At 36.4% G+C, this 14869-nt stretch carries 15 protein-coding genes; 8 read left to right on the top strand and 7 right to left on the bottom strand.

Annotation, left to right across the window (positions count from 1 at the left end):
• The first annotated feature begins 109 nt into the window (after nt 1-109).
• Nucleotides 110-817 (top strand): BamJ family beta-barrel-assembly machinery protein, encoded by a 708-nt coding sequence (locus CDA10_RS04100; RefSeq protein WP_089604223.1) that lies wholly within the window; start codon nt 110-112, stop codon nt 815-817.
• 45 nt (nt 818-862) lie between these two features.
• Complete coding sequence (locus CDA10_RS04095; protein ID WP_089604222.1) at nt 863-1552, top strand: BamJ family beta-barrel-assembly machinery protein; 690 nt, start codon at nt 863-865, stop codon at nt 1550-1552.
• Nucleotides 1553-1629: 77 nt separating this feature from the next.
• On the opposite strand, the gene murJ is transcribed toward CDA10_RS04095, so the two are convergent.
• Both murJ and ampD read right to left on the bottom strand, forming a co-directional pair.
• Nucleotides 1630-3180: a murein biosynthesis integral membrane protein MurJ gene (gene murJ, locus CDA10_RS04090; RefSeq protein WP_171333943.1), complete on the bottom strand. Its 1551-nt coding sequence runs from the start codon at nt 3178-3180 to the stop codon at nt 1630-1632.
• Nucleotides 3181-3250: 70 nt separating this feature from the next.
• Nucleotides 3251-3829, bottom strand: a complete 579-nt coding sequence (gene ampD / locus CDA10_RS04085) for a 1,6-anhydro-N-acetylmuramyl-L-alanine amidase AmpD (RefSeq protein WP_089604220.1) — start codon at nt 3827-3829, stop codon at nt 3251-3253.
• 182 nt (nt 3830-4011) lie between these two features.
• On the opposite strand from ampD, the gene nadC reads away from it, so the two are divergent.
• The 3 genes from nadC to CDA10_RS04070 all read left to right on the top strand — a co-directional run bounded on the left by nadC (nt 4012) and on the right by CDA10_RS04070 (nt 8245).
• Nucleotides 4012-4857 (top strand): carboxylating nicotinate-nucleotide diphosphorylase, encoded by an 846-nt coding sequence (gene nadC, locus CDA10_RS04080; RefSeq protein ID WP_089604219.1) that lies wholly within the window; start codon nt 4012-4014, stop codon nt 4855-4857.
• A gap of 160 nt (nt 4858-5017) precedes the next feature.
• Complete coding sequence (locus CDA10_RS04075) at nt 5018-6181, top strand: tetratricopeptide repeat protein (protein ID WP_089604218.1); 1164 nt, start codon at nt 5018-5020, stop codon at nt 6179-6181.
• A gap of 186 nt (nt 6182-6367) precedes the next feature.
• Nucleotides 6368-8245 (top strand): LTA synthase family protein, encoded by a 1878-nt coding sequence (locus tag CDA10_RS04070; protein ID WP_089604217.1) that lies wholly within the window; start codon nt 6368-6370, stop codon nt 8243-8245.
• A gap of 6 nt (nt 8246-8251) precedes the next feature.
• Here CDA10_RS04070 and CDA10_RS16870 read toward each other — a convergent pair whose 3' ends face one another.
• The gene (locus CDA10_RS16870; RefSeq protein WP_167374944.1) at nt 8252-8416 is read right to left on the bottom strand and encodes an ABZJ_00068 family colistin stress protein; all 165 of its coding nucleotides are present in this window, start codon (nt 8414-8416) and stop codon (nt 8252-8254) included.
• 348 nt (nt 8417-8764) lie between these two features.
• Entirely contained in the window at nt 8765-9481 is a 717-nt protein-coding gene (gene rph / locus CDA10_RS04065; RefSeq protein ID WP_089604216.1) for a ribonuclease PH, read from the bottom strand.
• Between the two features lie 168 nt (nt 9482-9649).
• Here rph and CDA10_RS04060 point away from each other — a divergent pair, with 168 nt between their 5' ends.
• Together CDA10_RS04060 and CDA10_RS04055 are read left to right on the top strand one after the other, a co-directional pair.
• A complete protein-coding gene (locus CDA10_RS04060; RefSeq protein WP_089604215.1) occupies nt 9650-10111 on the top strand; it encodes an NF045616 family extracytoplasmic (lipo)protein in 462 nt (153 codons plus the stop codon).
• Nucleotides 10112-10121: 10 nt separating this feature from the next.
• Nucleotides 10122-10616, top strand: coding sequence for an NF045616 family extracytoplasmic (lipo)protein (locus tag CDA10_RS04055; RefSeq protein WP_228704592.1), 495 nt, complete (start codon nt 10122-10124; stop codon nt 10614-10616).
• Between the two features lie 127 nt (nt 10617-10743).
• Here the strand turns inward: CDA10_RS04055 and CDA10_RS04050 are convergent, their stop codons facing one another.
• Together CDA10_RS04050 and CDA10_RS04045 are read right to left on the bottom strand one after the other, a co-directional pair.
• On the bottom strand, nt 10744-11883 hold the full coding sequence (locus tag CDA10_RS04050) for a fatty acid desaturase family protein (RefSeq protein WP_089604214.1): 1140 nt from the start codon (nt 11881-11883) through the stop codon (nt 10744-10746).
• A gap of 130 nt (nt 11884-12013) precedes the next feature.
• Complete coding sequence (locus CDA10_RS04045) at nt 12014-13066, bottom strand: flavin reductase family protein (RefSeq protein WP_089604213.1); 1053 nt, start codon at nt 13064-13066, stop codon at nt 12014-12016.
• Between the two features lie 174 nt (nt 13067-13240).
• On the opposite strand from CDA10_RS04045, the gene CDA10_RS04040 reads away from it, so the two are divergent.
• The gene (locus CDA10_RS04040) at nt 13241-13906 is read left to right on the top strand and encodes a TetR family transcriptional regulator (RefSeq protein ID WP_089604212.1); all 666 of its coding nucleotides are present in this window, start codon (nt 13241-13243) and stop codon (nt 13904-13906) included.
• Between the two features lie 262 nt (nt 13907-14168).
• Here the strand turns inward: CDA10_RS04040 and CDA10_RS04035 are convergent, their stop codons facing one another.
• A complete protein-coding gene (locus tag CDA10_RS04035) occupies nt 14169-14783 on the bottom strand; it encodes a thiol:disulfide interchange protein DsbA/DsbL (protein ID WP_089604211.1) in 615 nt (204 codons plus the stop codon).
• Between the last annotated feature and the right edge of the window lie 86 nt (nt 14784-14869).

The raw sequence follows: 14869 nt of genomic DNA, 5'->3' as shown, positions 1-14869 counted from the left end.
TTGTCAACATCAGATAACTATATCGTTTATGATGAAGACGTTATATGCTTGTTGCGTTTATGCTAATGATCAAATTAGCTTCTTAAAAGATTAAAATTTGGGAATTTTTATGAGTAAAGCCTTACCCATCGCAGTTGCTGTAATTTTAGGTGGTGCTGCGCTTGTACCTGTTTATTATGCATCTCAACATCCAGCTGATGCTAACACCAGTTCAATGTCAAAAGACGCAAAACCTGTAGAAAAAATCAGTTATGCACTCGGTTATGAAGTTGCGAGCCAAACCCCACCTGAAGTAGATGTAAATACATTCATCAAAGGTGTTCGTGATGGTCATGCTAAAAAAGAACGTGTTTATACTGAAGCCGAATTACAAGCTGCTTATGTTGAATTCCAAAAAGAAATGCAAACGAAGCATTTACAGCAAGCCAAAGACACTGCTTCTTCAAATGATTCATTCTTAGCTGAAAATGCGAAAAAATCAGGTGTTATAACAACTGCTTCTGGCCTTCAATATAAAATCACTAAAGAAGGTACAGGAAAACAACCGACAGCAGATTCACAGGTCACTGTACATTACAAAGGGCAATTACTCGATGGTAAAGTCTTCGATAGTTCTTATGATCGTGGTCAACCTGTCGAATTTCCTTTAAACCAAGTCATTCCAGGTTGGACTGAAGGTTTACAGCTGATCAAAGAAGGTGGCAAAGCAACCTTATATATTCCTGCAAAACTGGCATATGGTGAACAAGGTGTTCCTGGAACCATTCCGCCAAATAGCACACTCATTTTCGATGTTGAACTTCTTCAAGTGAAGTAATTGATTAAAAAGGAGAGCGTAGCTCTCCTTTTTTGGATATAAATTATGAAAAAAACACTCATTACCCTTTGCCTCAGTGTGGTCAGCACTGCTAGTTTCTCTGCGCCTATTAATAATAAAAGCTCACAGCAAGATCAACTGGGTTATAGCTATGGTTATGTTATGGGACGAACCAATGCTGAAACATTAAAAGACATCAATTTAAATGCTTTTATTCAAGGTATTAAAGAAGGTTTTTCTGGACAAAAAGCCACATTGACCGATGAAGAAATGGCGAAAGCTTTGGCACAATATAAACAGCAAAGTGAAGCCAAACAAATGCTAGAATTCAAAAAATCAGCCGATGAAAATGCACAAAAAGGCGAAGCTTTTCTTATTGAAAATGCAAAAAAATCGGGCGTAATCACTCGCCCTAGTGGTTTGCAATATACCATTCTTCAACAAGGGACAGGTAAATCACCCTCAGCTAAATCTAAAGTATCGGTGAATTACGAAGGACGTTTAATTGACGGTACAGTTTTTGACAGTTCTTTTGCACGAAATGAGGCTGTAGAATTTCAAGTGAGCCAAGTGATTCAGGGTTGGACTGAAGGTTTGCAGCTCATGAAAGAAGGCGCTAAATATCGCTTCTTTATTCCCGCAAAATTGGCTTATGGTGAAATTGGTGCAGGCGATGCCATTGCTCCTAACAGTACCTTAATTTTTGATGTTGAACTGTTAAAAGTGCTACCGTAACGCGAATACCTTGCAAATAAAAACATCGCCCAATGGCGATGTTTTTATTTACTTAAAAATAGAAATATCTTGATTTATTAATGCTTTAATTGTCTTGGTCTAAATCCAGCAGCAAATAAAGCAATTGCATAAGCAACAATACCAACAATGCACAATCCAATCACTTCAAGAATACGAATCCATTGTGAAAGTGCACCATCATACCAAGTCATGGCATACCAAAGTGCCGCAACCATCGCCAAATTCGCAATTGCGAATTGAATAAATAATTTCTTCCAATGTGCTCCAAACTTGAAAATATCACGCTTATGCAAATAGAAATAAAGCATCCCCGCATTGACCAATGCTGAACCTGATGATGCAATTGCCAAAGCCATGTGTTGAGCTTGCCAATCAATCAGTTTAAACAAACCAAGAAAAACTACGTTGAGAATGGCGTTAGCCGCAACAGCCATTAAACCCACACGTACAGGTGTTTTTGTATCTTGAATTGCATAAAACCCTGGTGCAAAAACTTTAATCAACATAAATGCAAGCACGCCACCACTCATACATTGCAATGCTAGTGCTGTCATTTCGGTATCACGGGTATCAAATGCACCATGCTGAAAAAGCGCTTCGATAATCGGCGTAGAAAGCATGAACAATGCAATACTTGCAGGAACGCCCACCAATACAATCACACGTGCAGCCCAATCTAGCATTTTTCTAAATTTGACTTGGTCTTGCTCAGCTTTACTCATCGATAATGACGGCAGAATCACCGTACCAATTGCAACACCGATCAAACCCAATGGTAGCTCAGTCATACGCTCTGCGCTGTATAACCATGACACAGAGCCATCTTGCATGAATGATGCCCAAATGGTATTCAACAATAAATTAATCTGAGTCACTGATACGCCAAATAACGCAGGTAGCATCAGTTTGAGAATACGATCAACGCCTTCATGCTTAAAATCCACTTTGGGTGGAATTAATAATTTTCTCTTCCACAGTTCAGGAATCTGAATCGCAAGTTGTAAAACCCCTGCCACAATAACTGCCCAACCTAACGCCATAATCGGTTGTGCAAGATGTGGAGAAAGCCACCATGCACCTGCAATCATAGCAATATTTAACAGAACCGGTGAAAAGGCAGGTGAAGCAAACGACCCATAACTGTTTAAAATACTGCTGGCAAATGCCGTTAACGACATAAACATCAGATAAGGGATCGTTAACCTAAACATATCTACTGCAAGATCAAACTTCGCTGGATCATTGTGAAACCCGGGTGCATACACATACAAAATCACAGGTGCAATGATCATGCTGACAAGTGTCAACAACGACATCACCATTAACAGACAACCAAAGACCCGACTAATTAAAATCTGTACTTCTGCATGTAACTTGGTGGTTTTATATTCTGTTAAAACTGGAATAAAGGCCTGAGAAAAAGCCCCTTCAGCAAATAAACGTCTAAAAAAGTTAGGAATACGAAATGCGACAACAAAGGTGTCGAAATCCTTACCTGCACCAAACACATTAAGCAAAACCATGTCTCGAACTAATCCTAAGACTCGTGATAGCATGGTCATTGCACTAACAATAAAGGTGGATCGCCACAGCGCCATCGTATTCACCTAGTTAAAATAAAGTCGCTATTGTAATTAAATATTCTTAAAATTGGGTTGTTAAATCATAAACAAATTTTTATTTTGCTTTGGATCTTTTCTGAGCAAGAGATTCTCTAAAATATTGCCATTGAAAATGTGGTCCTGGATCGGTTTTACGCCCCGGTGCAATATCAGAATGCCCTGCTAAATGCTGATCTGTTTTGGGATAAGCTTTTTGCAAACTTGCAACCACATCGACCAATGTTTGATATTGAATGTCTTCAAAATCAGTATCATCGCTGCCTTCCAGTTCTATACCTATTGAATAATCATTACATTCAACTTTACTTAAATAACTCGAACGCCCTGCATGCCAAGCACGATCTTTAAAATTGACAAATTGTAAGACTTCACCTGTTCTTAAAATCAATAAATGTGCAGAAACCTGCATCCCTTGAATGGTTTGAAAATAGGGATGTAGCGACCAATCCAATTGATTCTGAAAAAATTGTTCAATATAACCATCACCAAACTGCGAAGGAGGCAAACTAATGTTATGGATGACAATCAGTTGTATTTCAGTATGTTCAGGTCGTTGATTATAATTCGGAGATGGGACTTGTCTTGCGCCAATAAGTTGCCCATTTTCAACCTGAAATAGTGCTGCTGATTGCATGTGTTATTCCTAAAGAACCGTCCATTTTCAATGTGCTTATTCAATGTCAATCTGACTATTTCATTGAATAAAGCTTCTAATTTAGTTTACTCCGATCTGTATAAAATAAAAACTTCTTCAAACTTGCAATGACAATGCTAATATATCGCACAAATTTTAGGATAAACCGAAAGGGATTTTCCATGAGTATTTCAAAAGCATTGCTTGAACAATCGATTCAAATGAATATCCAACAAGCACTGCAAGAAGATATCGGTGAGGGAGATATTACCGCCCTACTGACACCTGAAGATGAGCAGGCTACGGCAACTATTATTACCCGTGAAGACATGATCCTCGCAGGTCAGCCATGGGTCAATGCACTGATCCAAGCTTATGATCCATCTGTACAAATTACATGGTTAAAAAATGATGGCGATTTAGTCAAAGCCAATGAAACCATTTATAAACTTGCTGGTTCTGCACGTAGTTTGCTTACAGTTGAACGACCTGCTTTGAATTTTGTACAAACTTTATCTGCTGTGGCAACTAAAACTGCTGAATACATAAAATATCTTGAAGGCACATCGACCAAACTACTCGATACGCGTAAAACTTTACCGGGTTTACGTATTGCTCAAAAGTATGCAGTTGCTGTCGGTGGTGGGCAAAACCATCGTTTAGGTCTATTTGATGCCTTTTTAATTAAAGAAAATCACATTATGGCGGCAGGTAGTATTGCGCAAGCGATTACCAAAGCACATCAAATTGCACCAGGTAAACCTGTTGAAGTTGAAGTCGAAACTTGGGATGAACTGAACCAAGCGATTGAAGCAAAAGCAGATATTGTGATGTTGGATAATTTTAGCCAACAACAAATGATTGATGCAGTTAAACATGTTGCAGGCCGTTGTAAACTTGAAGCTTCAGGTAATATTACGCTTGAGAATTTAACTGAAGTTGCACAAACAGGCGTAGATTACATCTCGATGGGTGTACTCACTAAAGACGTAAAAGCAATTGATCTATCAATGCGTTTTAATGCCTAATTCATAAAAGTGGTCGTAAAATTTCTAAGCAGTGAATCATCACTGCTTTTTTATTCATATTACAAAATATAACGATGAATAATTATACAATCCACTCATTTTGTTCAAGAATCTTTATACAATCATCAATATATTTTCAATAGATAAGAAGAGACACAGAATGACAAAACATCTTTTATATTCTTCACTACTGGGTCTACTCGTTCCAAGCATCAGCTATGCAGATAGCATCAATGTCCATGTTCTGAGTGCGACAATCAAAGACCAAAATATTGCCAATGCAGAAGTTATTCTGCAAAAAAACGGGGAACGCTCTGCATCGAATACCACCAATGCAAATGGTCGTACCACTGTTGATGGGAATAGTGCAGATGGTGCGGATAATTTATTAATTATCAAAAAATCAGGCTATTCCACCCTCGTTGCAAAATGCCCTTGTGATGGTATGACCTATGCACTAAGCCCTGTGCTTAAAGACTTAGACAGTATGCGTATCGTACTGAATTGGGGTAAAAACCCTTTAGATTTAGACTCACATCTAAGCTATAAAAATCAGCATATTTATTGGGACAATAAACAAGGGTTATCCGCCAATTTAGATGTCGATGATGTCGATTCCTATGGTCCTGAAACTGTGACCATTGATAAAAAACTGGATGGGCAATACTACGTCTACTCGGTGCATGATTATTCAAATCGTACGCAACCCAATACCCATAGCCTGTCGAATAGCCAAGCCAAGGTCATGGTTTACACGGGCGAATCACTTATTCGATCTTATTATGTACCAACAACCAAGACAGGAAATTTATGGACTGTATTTCGAATCAGTCCTGAGGGTGAAATCCAAGATATTAACCGTATCTCTGGAACAACGGTTGGTGCAAGTCAGATTGGTTCAAGTGTGTCCAACTATCAAAGTCAAAGTACACGGGTAAATATTGTTCCTGTTTCAGCCGATGCACAAAACCGTGCGAAATCATTGAATTTAAAAGCAGATAAAGCGTACAAAGCTAATTCATTTGAACAAGCAGCCATGCTTTATCAACAATCTATCGATTACAATCCAAATGTGGGACAAACCTACAGTAATCTTGCAGTTGCTTATCAGAAATTGAATCGTTCATCTGAAGCGCTTTGGGCGAACCAAAAAGCGATTGCCCTTGCAAGCAATAACAACACCAAGGCTTATTCTCATTATAATATTGGTAAAATTTATGAGAATAATCAAGACCATGCTCAAGCAAAACAGCATTATCAACTGGCGAATGAATACAAACCTAGCCCAACTTATGATGAAGCTATACAACGTGTAAGCCATTAAAAAAAGATCCCCCAAGGAATCAAGTCATCCTTTGGGGGATTTATTACTTTCTATTTTGAAATGATGTTTTCAACTTATAAAGTTTTACTCAAGTATGCTTACAAAATAAACAACCCACACATAGAAAAACCCAAATAATAAGCCTATAATTATCGTCCATTCCAAATCACCTCTGAAATTAAGCCGATGAAGACTTTGAAACAACAAGTTCTGTTTTTACTTGTCGCTTTTTTATCTGTATTTGCTTTTTTCTTATACCAAGAAGATATCACGCGTTTCTTTCAGTTACGTGACATCTATTTAAAACCGCGTTTATTTAAATATGGCTTTTCGATTCTGTTGAATTATGCCTTTATCAGCTTATTTTATTTAATTTTAAGAAAGACTTTTGCCACGATATTATTGAGTCAGTTCATTATTTTTTTACTGACCTTTATCAACATCAAAAAAGAACAATACCTTTCAGCAAGCCTTGTTCCTAGTGACTTCTTACTGTTTCAAGAAACCTTTGTTGCTTCACCCATTTTTCTAAAAATTGCAGTATTTGCCAGTATTGCTGTTTTTATTACCTTATTTATATTCATCTACAAAAAAGAAAAACTCGGCACAAAACCATTATGGTTAACCAATAGTCTTTTATCAGTCGCGATTCTTGGCTTTTTTGTGACTGCAAATTTTACAAATAATTTTAGTGAGTCCTGCGCTAACGCAAAAAAAGGTTCAATTTGCCAATATACACAATATTTACCCAATACCCGTGGTGATTGGATTGGTGATCATTTAACCATTAAATATTTGGGTTTTTCGACCTTTTTCTTTTCAAAATCTGTGGATAGTTTGAACAATAAGATTTTTCAAACTGAAGTGATTCCTGAACAAGAAGTCGCTACCTTTTATCAGCCAATAACAAATAATAATCCTGTTGTAGAGCAAACTACGATTGCGAGTAATGAAAAAGTTGAATCGCAACCGTTACCAAACATTATTTTTGTGATGAGTGAGTCACATTGGGATGCAACGCAACTTGACAAAAGCATTCCACGAAATATCACACCAACGATTAATAAAAATCAGGTATCTACATTGCTATCGCCAAGTTTTGGTGGTGGTACAGCCAATGTTGAATTTGAAGTTTTAACCAGTTTAAATACCTATTTAAATCATAATGAATTGGCTTATGTGTCTAAATTAAAACGCCCCACCTATTCATTGCCCATGTACTTAAACAGCTTAGGTTATGAAACCACAGCAATGCACAATAATGGGAAATATTTTTATAACCGTAGCGCTGTTTATCACAACTTAGGCTTTAATCGTTTTACCTCAATTGAAAATATGATCAACATGGCTGATCGTGCGAAATACATCAATGCAGCAGGTTGGGCTACAGATGATTTAATTTACAACAGCATTGAAAATCAGCTCAAAAATACCGATAAACCCCAGTTTATTTATGCGATTAGTGTTGAAAACCATCCGATGTACAGTGATGATCGTTTTGGTAAAGATCACTTTAAACTCAATAAAAAAGGGATCAGTGATAGCAGTAAACGTGCATTAAATACTTATTTAACAGGTATGCAACGTGCTGATGACAAGTTCAAGGCTTTGATTGAAAATGTAAAACAACTTGATCGCCCAACCATTGTGATTTTCTTTGGCGACCATTTACCAAACTTACAAAAAGTTTATGATGAATATGGTTTCTTTAAGTCTGAGCAAGAAAAAACAGAGAAAAAAGATGTGCGTTTCTTTGAAACACCTTTAGCTGTTTGGGCAAACTTCCCGATTGATAAAAAGCAATTTCAGGGACAATTTGTTGCGGCACATTTCCTCGCACCAAAAGTTTTAGAAGCAGCGCATATACCGCTTTCACCTTATTATAATTTTGTGAATAAAGTGAATTCTTGCTATAAAACTGTTCATCAAACAGGTACTCAACCACAAAAATCTTGTGATTTAAACTCGGCTGAAATTCTTCAACAATATAAAGACATGAATATGGATGTGTTGAATGGGAAAAATTTCACTTATGAGTTATTGCAAGCGAAAGCTGAAAGTTAACACAGTTCAAGCCGATTCTTCACGATCGGTTTTTTTTGAATCTTGTTGAAAATGTTCAGTCTTTTGTGAATTTTTTGCAGTTGTATCTTGTCTATCCAATCGGTCTAAGCGAGGGTCACTGGCCATTAACACAAAAGTAATCATAGCAAAAAGGAAAATCAGGATTTGCATATTTACACCGAGATTTATTTTGAAATTACAAATAGCTTAATCGATATCTTTTTAGATGATTTGAAGAAGTTGTATTAAAAGGAATACGGCTTCTGATGAGTTTTGTATCTCGTAGCCACATTACATGACTTGAAACTTAAATCAGTAACATCACGCAATTGGTGTTGTATTTATGATGCTGATTCTCCTGTATCGCTATGTACCTACGTAGCGTTAAACTAGAGAAAAATTCACATCAATATTCAATAGCATTTAATTCATTCTTCTATTTAGCTTGAGAAATAATTATTTTCCAAATAAAAAACGCACCATTAGGTACGTTTGATCACAACTTAAATTGGTTTTGTATTACCAACCAAGTGCTTCTTGTTGTTTCTTCACTAATTCTTGAATACCCTTTTCAGCTATTTCAAGCATTGCATTTGATTGCGCACGTGTAAATGGTTTTTCTTCAGCAGTCCCTTGAATTTCAATAAATTCACCTGCTTGCGTCATAACCACATTCATATCAGTTTGACAGTTAGAATCTTCTTCATAACAAAGATCAAGTAATACTTCATCTGCATAGATTCCCACTGAAATCGCAGCAACTAAACCTTTTAATGGATCATGTTTAATTTTCTTTTTCTCAAGCAATACATTCATCGCATCGATTAACGCAACCGCTGCGCCTGTAATCGCCGCTGTACGCGTACCACCATCTGCTTGAATCACATCACAGTCAATCGTAATGGTGTTTTCACCTAATTTTTTCAAATCCACCATCGCACGTAAGCTACGACCAATTAAACGTTGGATTTCTTGTGTACGACCAGATTGTTTACCACGTGCTGCTTCACGGTCACTACGGGTATGTGTAGAGCGTGGCAACATACCATATTCAGCCGTAACCCAACCTTGACCTTGACCTTTGAGGAAACGCGGTACTGAATTGTCAATACTTGCAGTACACAGCACTTTTGTATGACCAAATTCAACCAATACAGAACCTTCCGCATAACGTGTGTAGTTTCGGGTAATTTTAACATCACGTAATTGATCTAATGCACGTTGGTCGATACGCATGGTTTATCCTTATGGGATTTAAAAATATTGCGCATAAGTATAACAGATGCGAGAGAGATGGTTTTGTTACAAGAGCATGGTTTTTTAAATTGATAGTAGGGTTATGAACCTTCTAGTAGACTTCTTAAAAAATCCAAAAGACCCTTTGTTATTACCAGTTAATTGATTATGAAGAAAACTACTAGCACATTTTTATTAATCTTCTTAAGTATACAAACTCATGCTTCACCAGAGAAAGAACTATATGCAGTAATTAAAGGTCAGAGTATTTGTGTCTATACAAATGACATAAAAACAAAATCTTATAATAATCAAGTGTATCTATATCTTGGGGATATTGTATATGGGAAAAAATTTAAAAGTACCTATAGCCAAGTTTATAAGAATATAAAAATGCCGATTAGTAAGAATGAATGCATTTCTATAGATCAATCTTATTTTAAAAACGATGTTCCCTATGATATTGTTTTAGATATGGAAAAATCATATTCATTACGTATTTGTGTAAAAAAGGGATCAAAACAAACATTGTTGAAAGAGACTCTAGATGGATACACATGTCAAAACGAAAAAATTATAAAAAAAGAAAAAACTACTTCTGAAAAGCTTCTTAATTGGCTTAAAAGTTAAATGAACCGATATGAATCAAATGAAAAGAATATTTATATTACTTTTTTTATTCAATTTTTCTAAGTTATCATTTGCTACCTCTACCCCTTACAGAGGTGGAAAAGTCGCTATTGATATAAAAAATAATATGCCTTGTTTTTATATTAATGACACAGGAAAAAATGGAATATTTAACGTTGTAATCTTAGATCTGTCTGAGGGAAGTAAGAATTCATGGCACTATGAAAATTATTATGAAAAAAATTATCCAAAAAAAGATAATTGCATTGCTCTAAATGACAAAAACTTCAATAATTTTAATCAATTAATAAAAAATAGCCCCTATAGCGTAACCTTTGGAGATATTAAAACAGCATATAACACAGATTTCTGCATAGTAGAAAAAAATGGAAAATCTCAAATACAAGAATATGTTGGTTCTAAATGCATGGATATAGATAAAGAAATGAGTATTTGGGAAAAACTAAAAAATTGGTTTTTCGAATTATTTAAAAAATTAAATTAATTAATGTAGAAAGGTAATTGAAATCAGTAACTTGAAATAGAAAAACCCAATTTATGTAAATTGGGCTTTTCTTTTTTTATATTTCATAACTTTGCTTAAACAAATAAAACCATCAACTCAGCATTCTTTAAGCAAAAATCCCCTTCACCTTTTGCAAAGACTGCGTAATCGTCGACGTCCAGTTATTGGGTAAAGAACACTTCGCCAAACGTACCCATACACTCCAGAACTGTTGCAAGAAGTTTGCTTCATTGTAGTTGATACCATATTCTTCGCATAAAGCTTTGATTTTAGGTGCAACTTCAGAATAACGATTGGCAGGCATATCTGGGAATAAGTGATGTTCAATTTGATGACTTAAATTTCCACTCAAAATATGCAACCAGTCTGTGCCTGTGAAATTACTTGAACCTCGAATTTGACGTAAATACCACTCTGCACGTGTTTCATTTTCAGTATTATCCGCCTCAAAAGTTTCAGCATCCTCAGTAAAGTGACCATTAAAAATCACCGCAGATGACCACAAACTACGGATTACATTGGCAATCGCATTCCCAGCTAAAACAGGTAATGCATTCGGCCCCGCAATCACTGGGAAAAATACATAATCTTTTAAAATCTGACGGCGTGCTTTTTTACGAAACTTCGTTGCATCAGCCCAAACTTGTTTCCAAGTCTTGGTTTTATAAACCAAAGCATCTTCCAAATGTAAGTTTTGAACGCCAACATACCATTCAAAAAAAACCATTAACTGAATAGCTAAAGGAATATTCAAAAGAAAACGAGGCTCCCACTTTTGTGATTCACTCACTCGCAATAAACCATAACCGACATCATGGTCTTTGCCCACAATATTGGTATAGGTATGGTGTATATAATTATGAGTATATTTCCAATCATCACCTGTAGACATGGTATCCCAGTCATAGTTTGCACCGTTTAGACTTGGATCATTCAACCAGTCAAACTGCCCATGCATCACGTTATGACCCAATTCCATATTTTCAACAATTTTGGAAATGCCCAATAAACTTGTACCAAGCACCCAAACAGGTGGAATCCAACCACCGAACATTAACGCTCCACGTGAAACAATTTCACTATAACGTACAAAATTACGAATTTTATAGATGTACTTGGCATCTTGTTCACCCAAGCTATCCATGACTTCGCGGCGGATTTCATCGACACGGCGACCAAATTCAGCTGTTTGTTCTGGGCTTAAATGTTTTGACTTACTGTTTGGAAAACTCACCGACATATTCATTGCTTAACTCCTGCACAATTCATTTTTTCTGAACTGTGCCTTAAATTTTGGATATACGTTCCCCTGAGCTTTAAACTTAAAACTCTGAGTTTTTTAATTTTTAAATTTGACTGAAAATAAGGACTTGAAATTACAAGTTAATTGTCACAGGACTAATCGCTTGGCTAATACATAGCTTAATTTGAGTATTAGAAGCATGGTCAATTTCACCTGTCAGCATATTTTTGGTTGAGCCACTCACTTTAGTACAAGTACAGGTATTACAAATCCCCATACGACAACCATGTGTAGGCTTCAAACCTGCTTGTTCAGCACTTTCCAGAAGATTTGATTTCGCCTCAAACGCTTGTTGTGAACGTAAGAACACGACTGGTTGAGCCTCTAAGCTTTCATCGACTGCAATTTGGAAATACTCTTGTTTCAGTTGTTGCTCAATATTTAAATCTTGAAAAATCTGATTCAAGCTTTGCATCATTGCTGTCGCACCACATGCATAACTTTGATGCGTTTGAAAATCAGGAATCAATTCTTCTAACAATTCCACAGTCAAATGTTGTTTCTTCTGAGTAGTATCAATCGCATGATATTTAAACTGAGCATTTTGCTGATCAAGTTGCTCCAAATCTGCATGGAAAGCTTGATCACGACTAAAATAAATTAAATCAATAGAACGACTTGAATCTTTTAAAGCTTCAAGTAATAACGAATAAATTGCCGTAATCCCACTACCCGAAGCAATCAATAACATTGGTGTGACATCTTGGCTAAGGATAAAATCGCCTTGCGGTTGAGAAAGCTCAACGATATTGCCAAAAGCCAACTGGCTTAGTACGTTGGATACTTTACCTTGTTGTTTTACTGCAATAATAATGTCGCCATTGGCTAAAAATTTCACGACCGAATAACTACGTTGTTGGCGTACACCTGCAATTTCTACGGTGACAAGAATACTTTGCCCTGCTTTAAATTGTTGATGCTTAAAATTACGATTTGGACGTAATTGAATTTGATAAAAATCAGGACTTAAAGCACGTGTCTTAACAACTGTTGCTTTCACTTTTTTCCAAGCCCAAACAGGATTGATTTTTTCAGCGATAAAGTCGACAAAATCCTCTCGAATGATTTCTGGTCGATATTCATCTTGCTTATCCGTGGCTGTTTGATACTGCATATAGCTACTCATATTACGTTCCTCTTTGTGCTTGCTATTTATTGAGTGAACAAATGTTCTTTTAGTGAACATATGTACACTATAGCTGTTTTTTAAATTCAGTCAACACCTGTACACTGATATTCGTCGTTTAATTTGTTTATTTTTTTGATAAACTCGTCACAACAAAAATTTTTGGATACCAGAATGTCGATACGGGATGAACGTAAACAGCAAAGTCGCCAGGCTTTACTCGATGCTGCTTTAACTTTAAGCACATCAGGTCGTTCATTTTCGAGCATTAGTCTGCGTGAAGTGGCGCGAGAAGTTGGGCTTGTTCCGACTGCGTTTTATCGACATTTCCAAGACATGGATGAATTGGGTAAAGAACTGGTCGATCAAGTTGCTTTATATTTAAAAAATGTTTTGCATCAACTGGGTAAAGGTTTTGCCCATTTAGAAACAAAAACGAAAACCAGTATGCAACTGTTTTTTGAAGCAGTTGATAACAACCCGCAACAATGGATTTTTATGATCTCTGAACGTTGGGGCGGCTCAGAAGCTGTACGTAGAGCCATTGCACGTGAAATTGCGTTTTTAAATGATGATCTTGCTAGCGATTTAAAAAAATTTGAAATTGTGCAAAATTTTCATGATGAAAATAATCTAAAAGTGATTACCAATATATTGATTAATTTATCGTTTACTTGGGCAATGTCATGGATCAGTTTAGAACGACTTTATTCAGGTATTGAACTGGAACTACAAAAAATGGTTCTGCAAAAGCAAGCTGTCACTCAAATTCGCCTAATTTTTAAAGGAATTGAAAATTGGGATACTCAAAAAGATGAAGGCAAAATTGATAATAAATAACTGCGACTACATCAAAGATGTATGCAAGTTTCCTTAATCTAAAAATATCAATTCAATAAGCAATAAAAAACCCGCAATCGTTTGTGGAATGCCAGTCAGTTAAGAGTAATTTAGTAGTTACTCATCTAAGAATCTCCCCCTAACCCTGAGCCATTTATGGCGCAAGGAAAAAGAGGGATGAGCATGCTCCGCAAGGGGAGGATTTAAAAGACTTAACTGGCCAGCATTACAATCATTTGCGGGTTTTTTGCAACTGAAAGGCTTATTTGCCTTTACGTTCTTTATTGATCAGATAATCAACCACTTGTGTCACTTTACCATCTTCACCTTGTACAACATACTTACCATTTACAACCACGGCAGGCACGCCAGATAACTGATATTGCGCAGCCAATTGGTTCGATTCCGCTACTTTTGCAGTAATCGCAAATGAACTATACATGCTGTTAAATTTCGCTTCAGGTACGCCATAACGTGTATAGAATTTAGCAAAAGCATCTTTATCTAAGATTTGCTGACCATTTCCATTGGCATGGAATAATGGCAAATGCGTACGTTTACGAACGCCTAAAGCTTCCGATACATAATAAGCACGCGCACCCTGTTCCCAAAGTGGGTTCATTGCCGCAGGCGTACGAATAAAATTCACATCTTTTGGAATTTTTTTCAACCATGTTTGCATATGAGGTTCTAATTTAAAGCAGTGTGGGCATCCATACCAAAAGAATTCACGTACTTCAATTTTACCCGGAACAGTTACCTTTCCAGGGTTCTGTACAACGGTATAGTCTTTACCTGCAACGAAATCAGCAGCCATGGTATTTGCAGAAAGTGCCATAACCATTGCAGTCATGCCACCAAGAATAAATTTTTTCATTGACTTTATTGTCCTCGAAGTCGTTTTGTATAGCTTATGCACTAACTATAAAACAAATATGGGAAAATCGTTTTCCTTCTGTGAAG

Source organism: Acinetobacter piscicola (assembly GCF_002233755.1).
Lineage (GTDB): Bacteria > Pseudomonadota > Gammaproteobacteria > Pseudomonadales > Moraxellaceae > Acinetobacter > Acinetobacter piscicola.
Note: the sequence above shows the minus strand (reverse complement) of the source record. Positions and strands in the feature narration are given on the sequence as shown.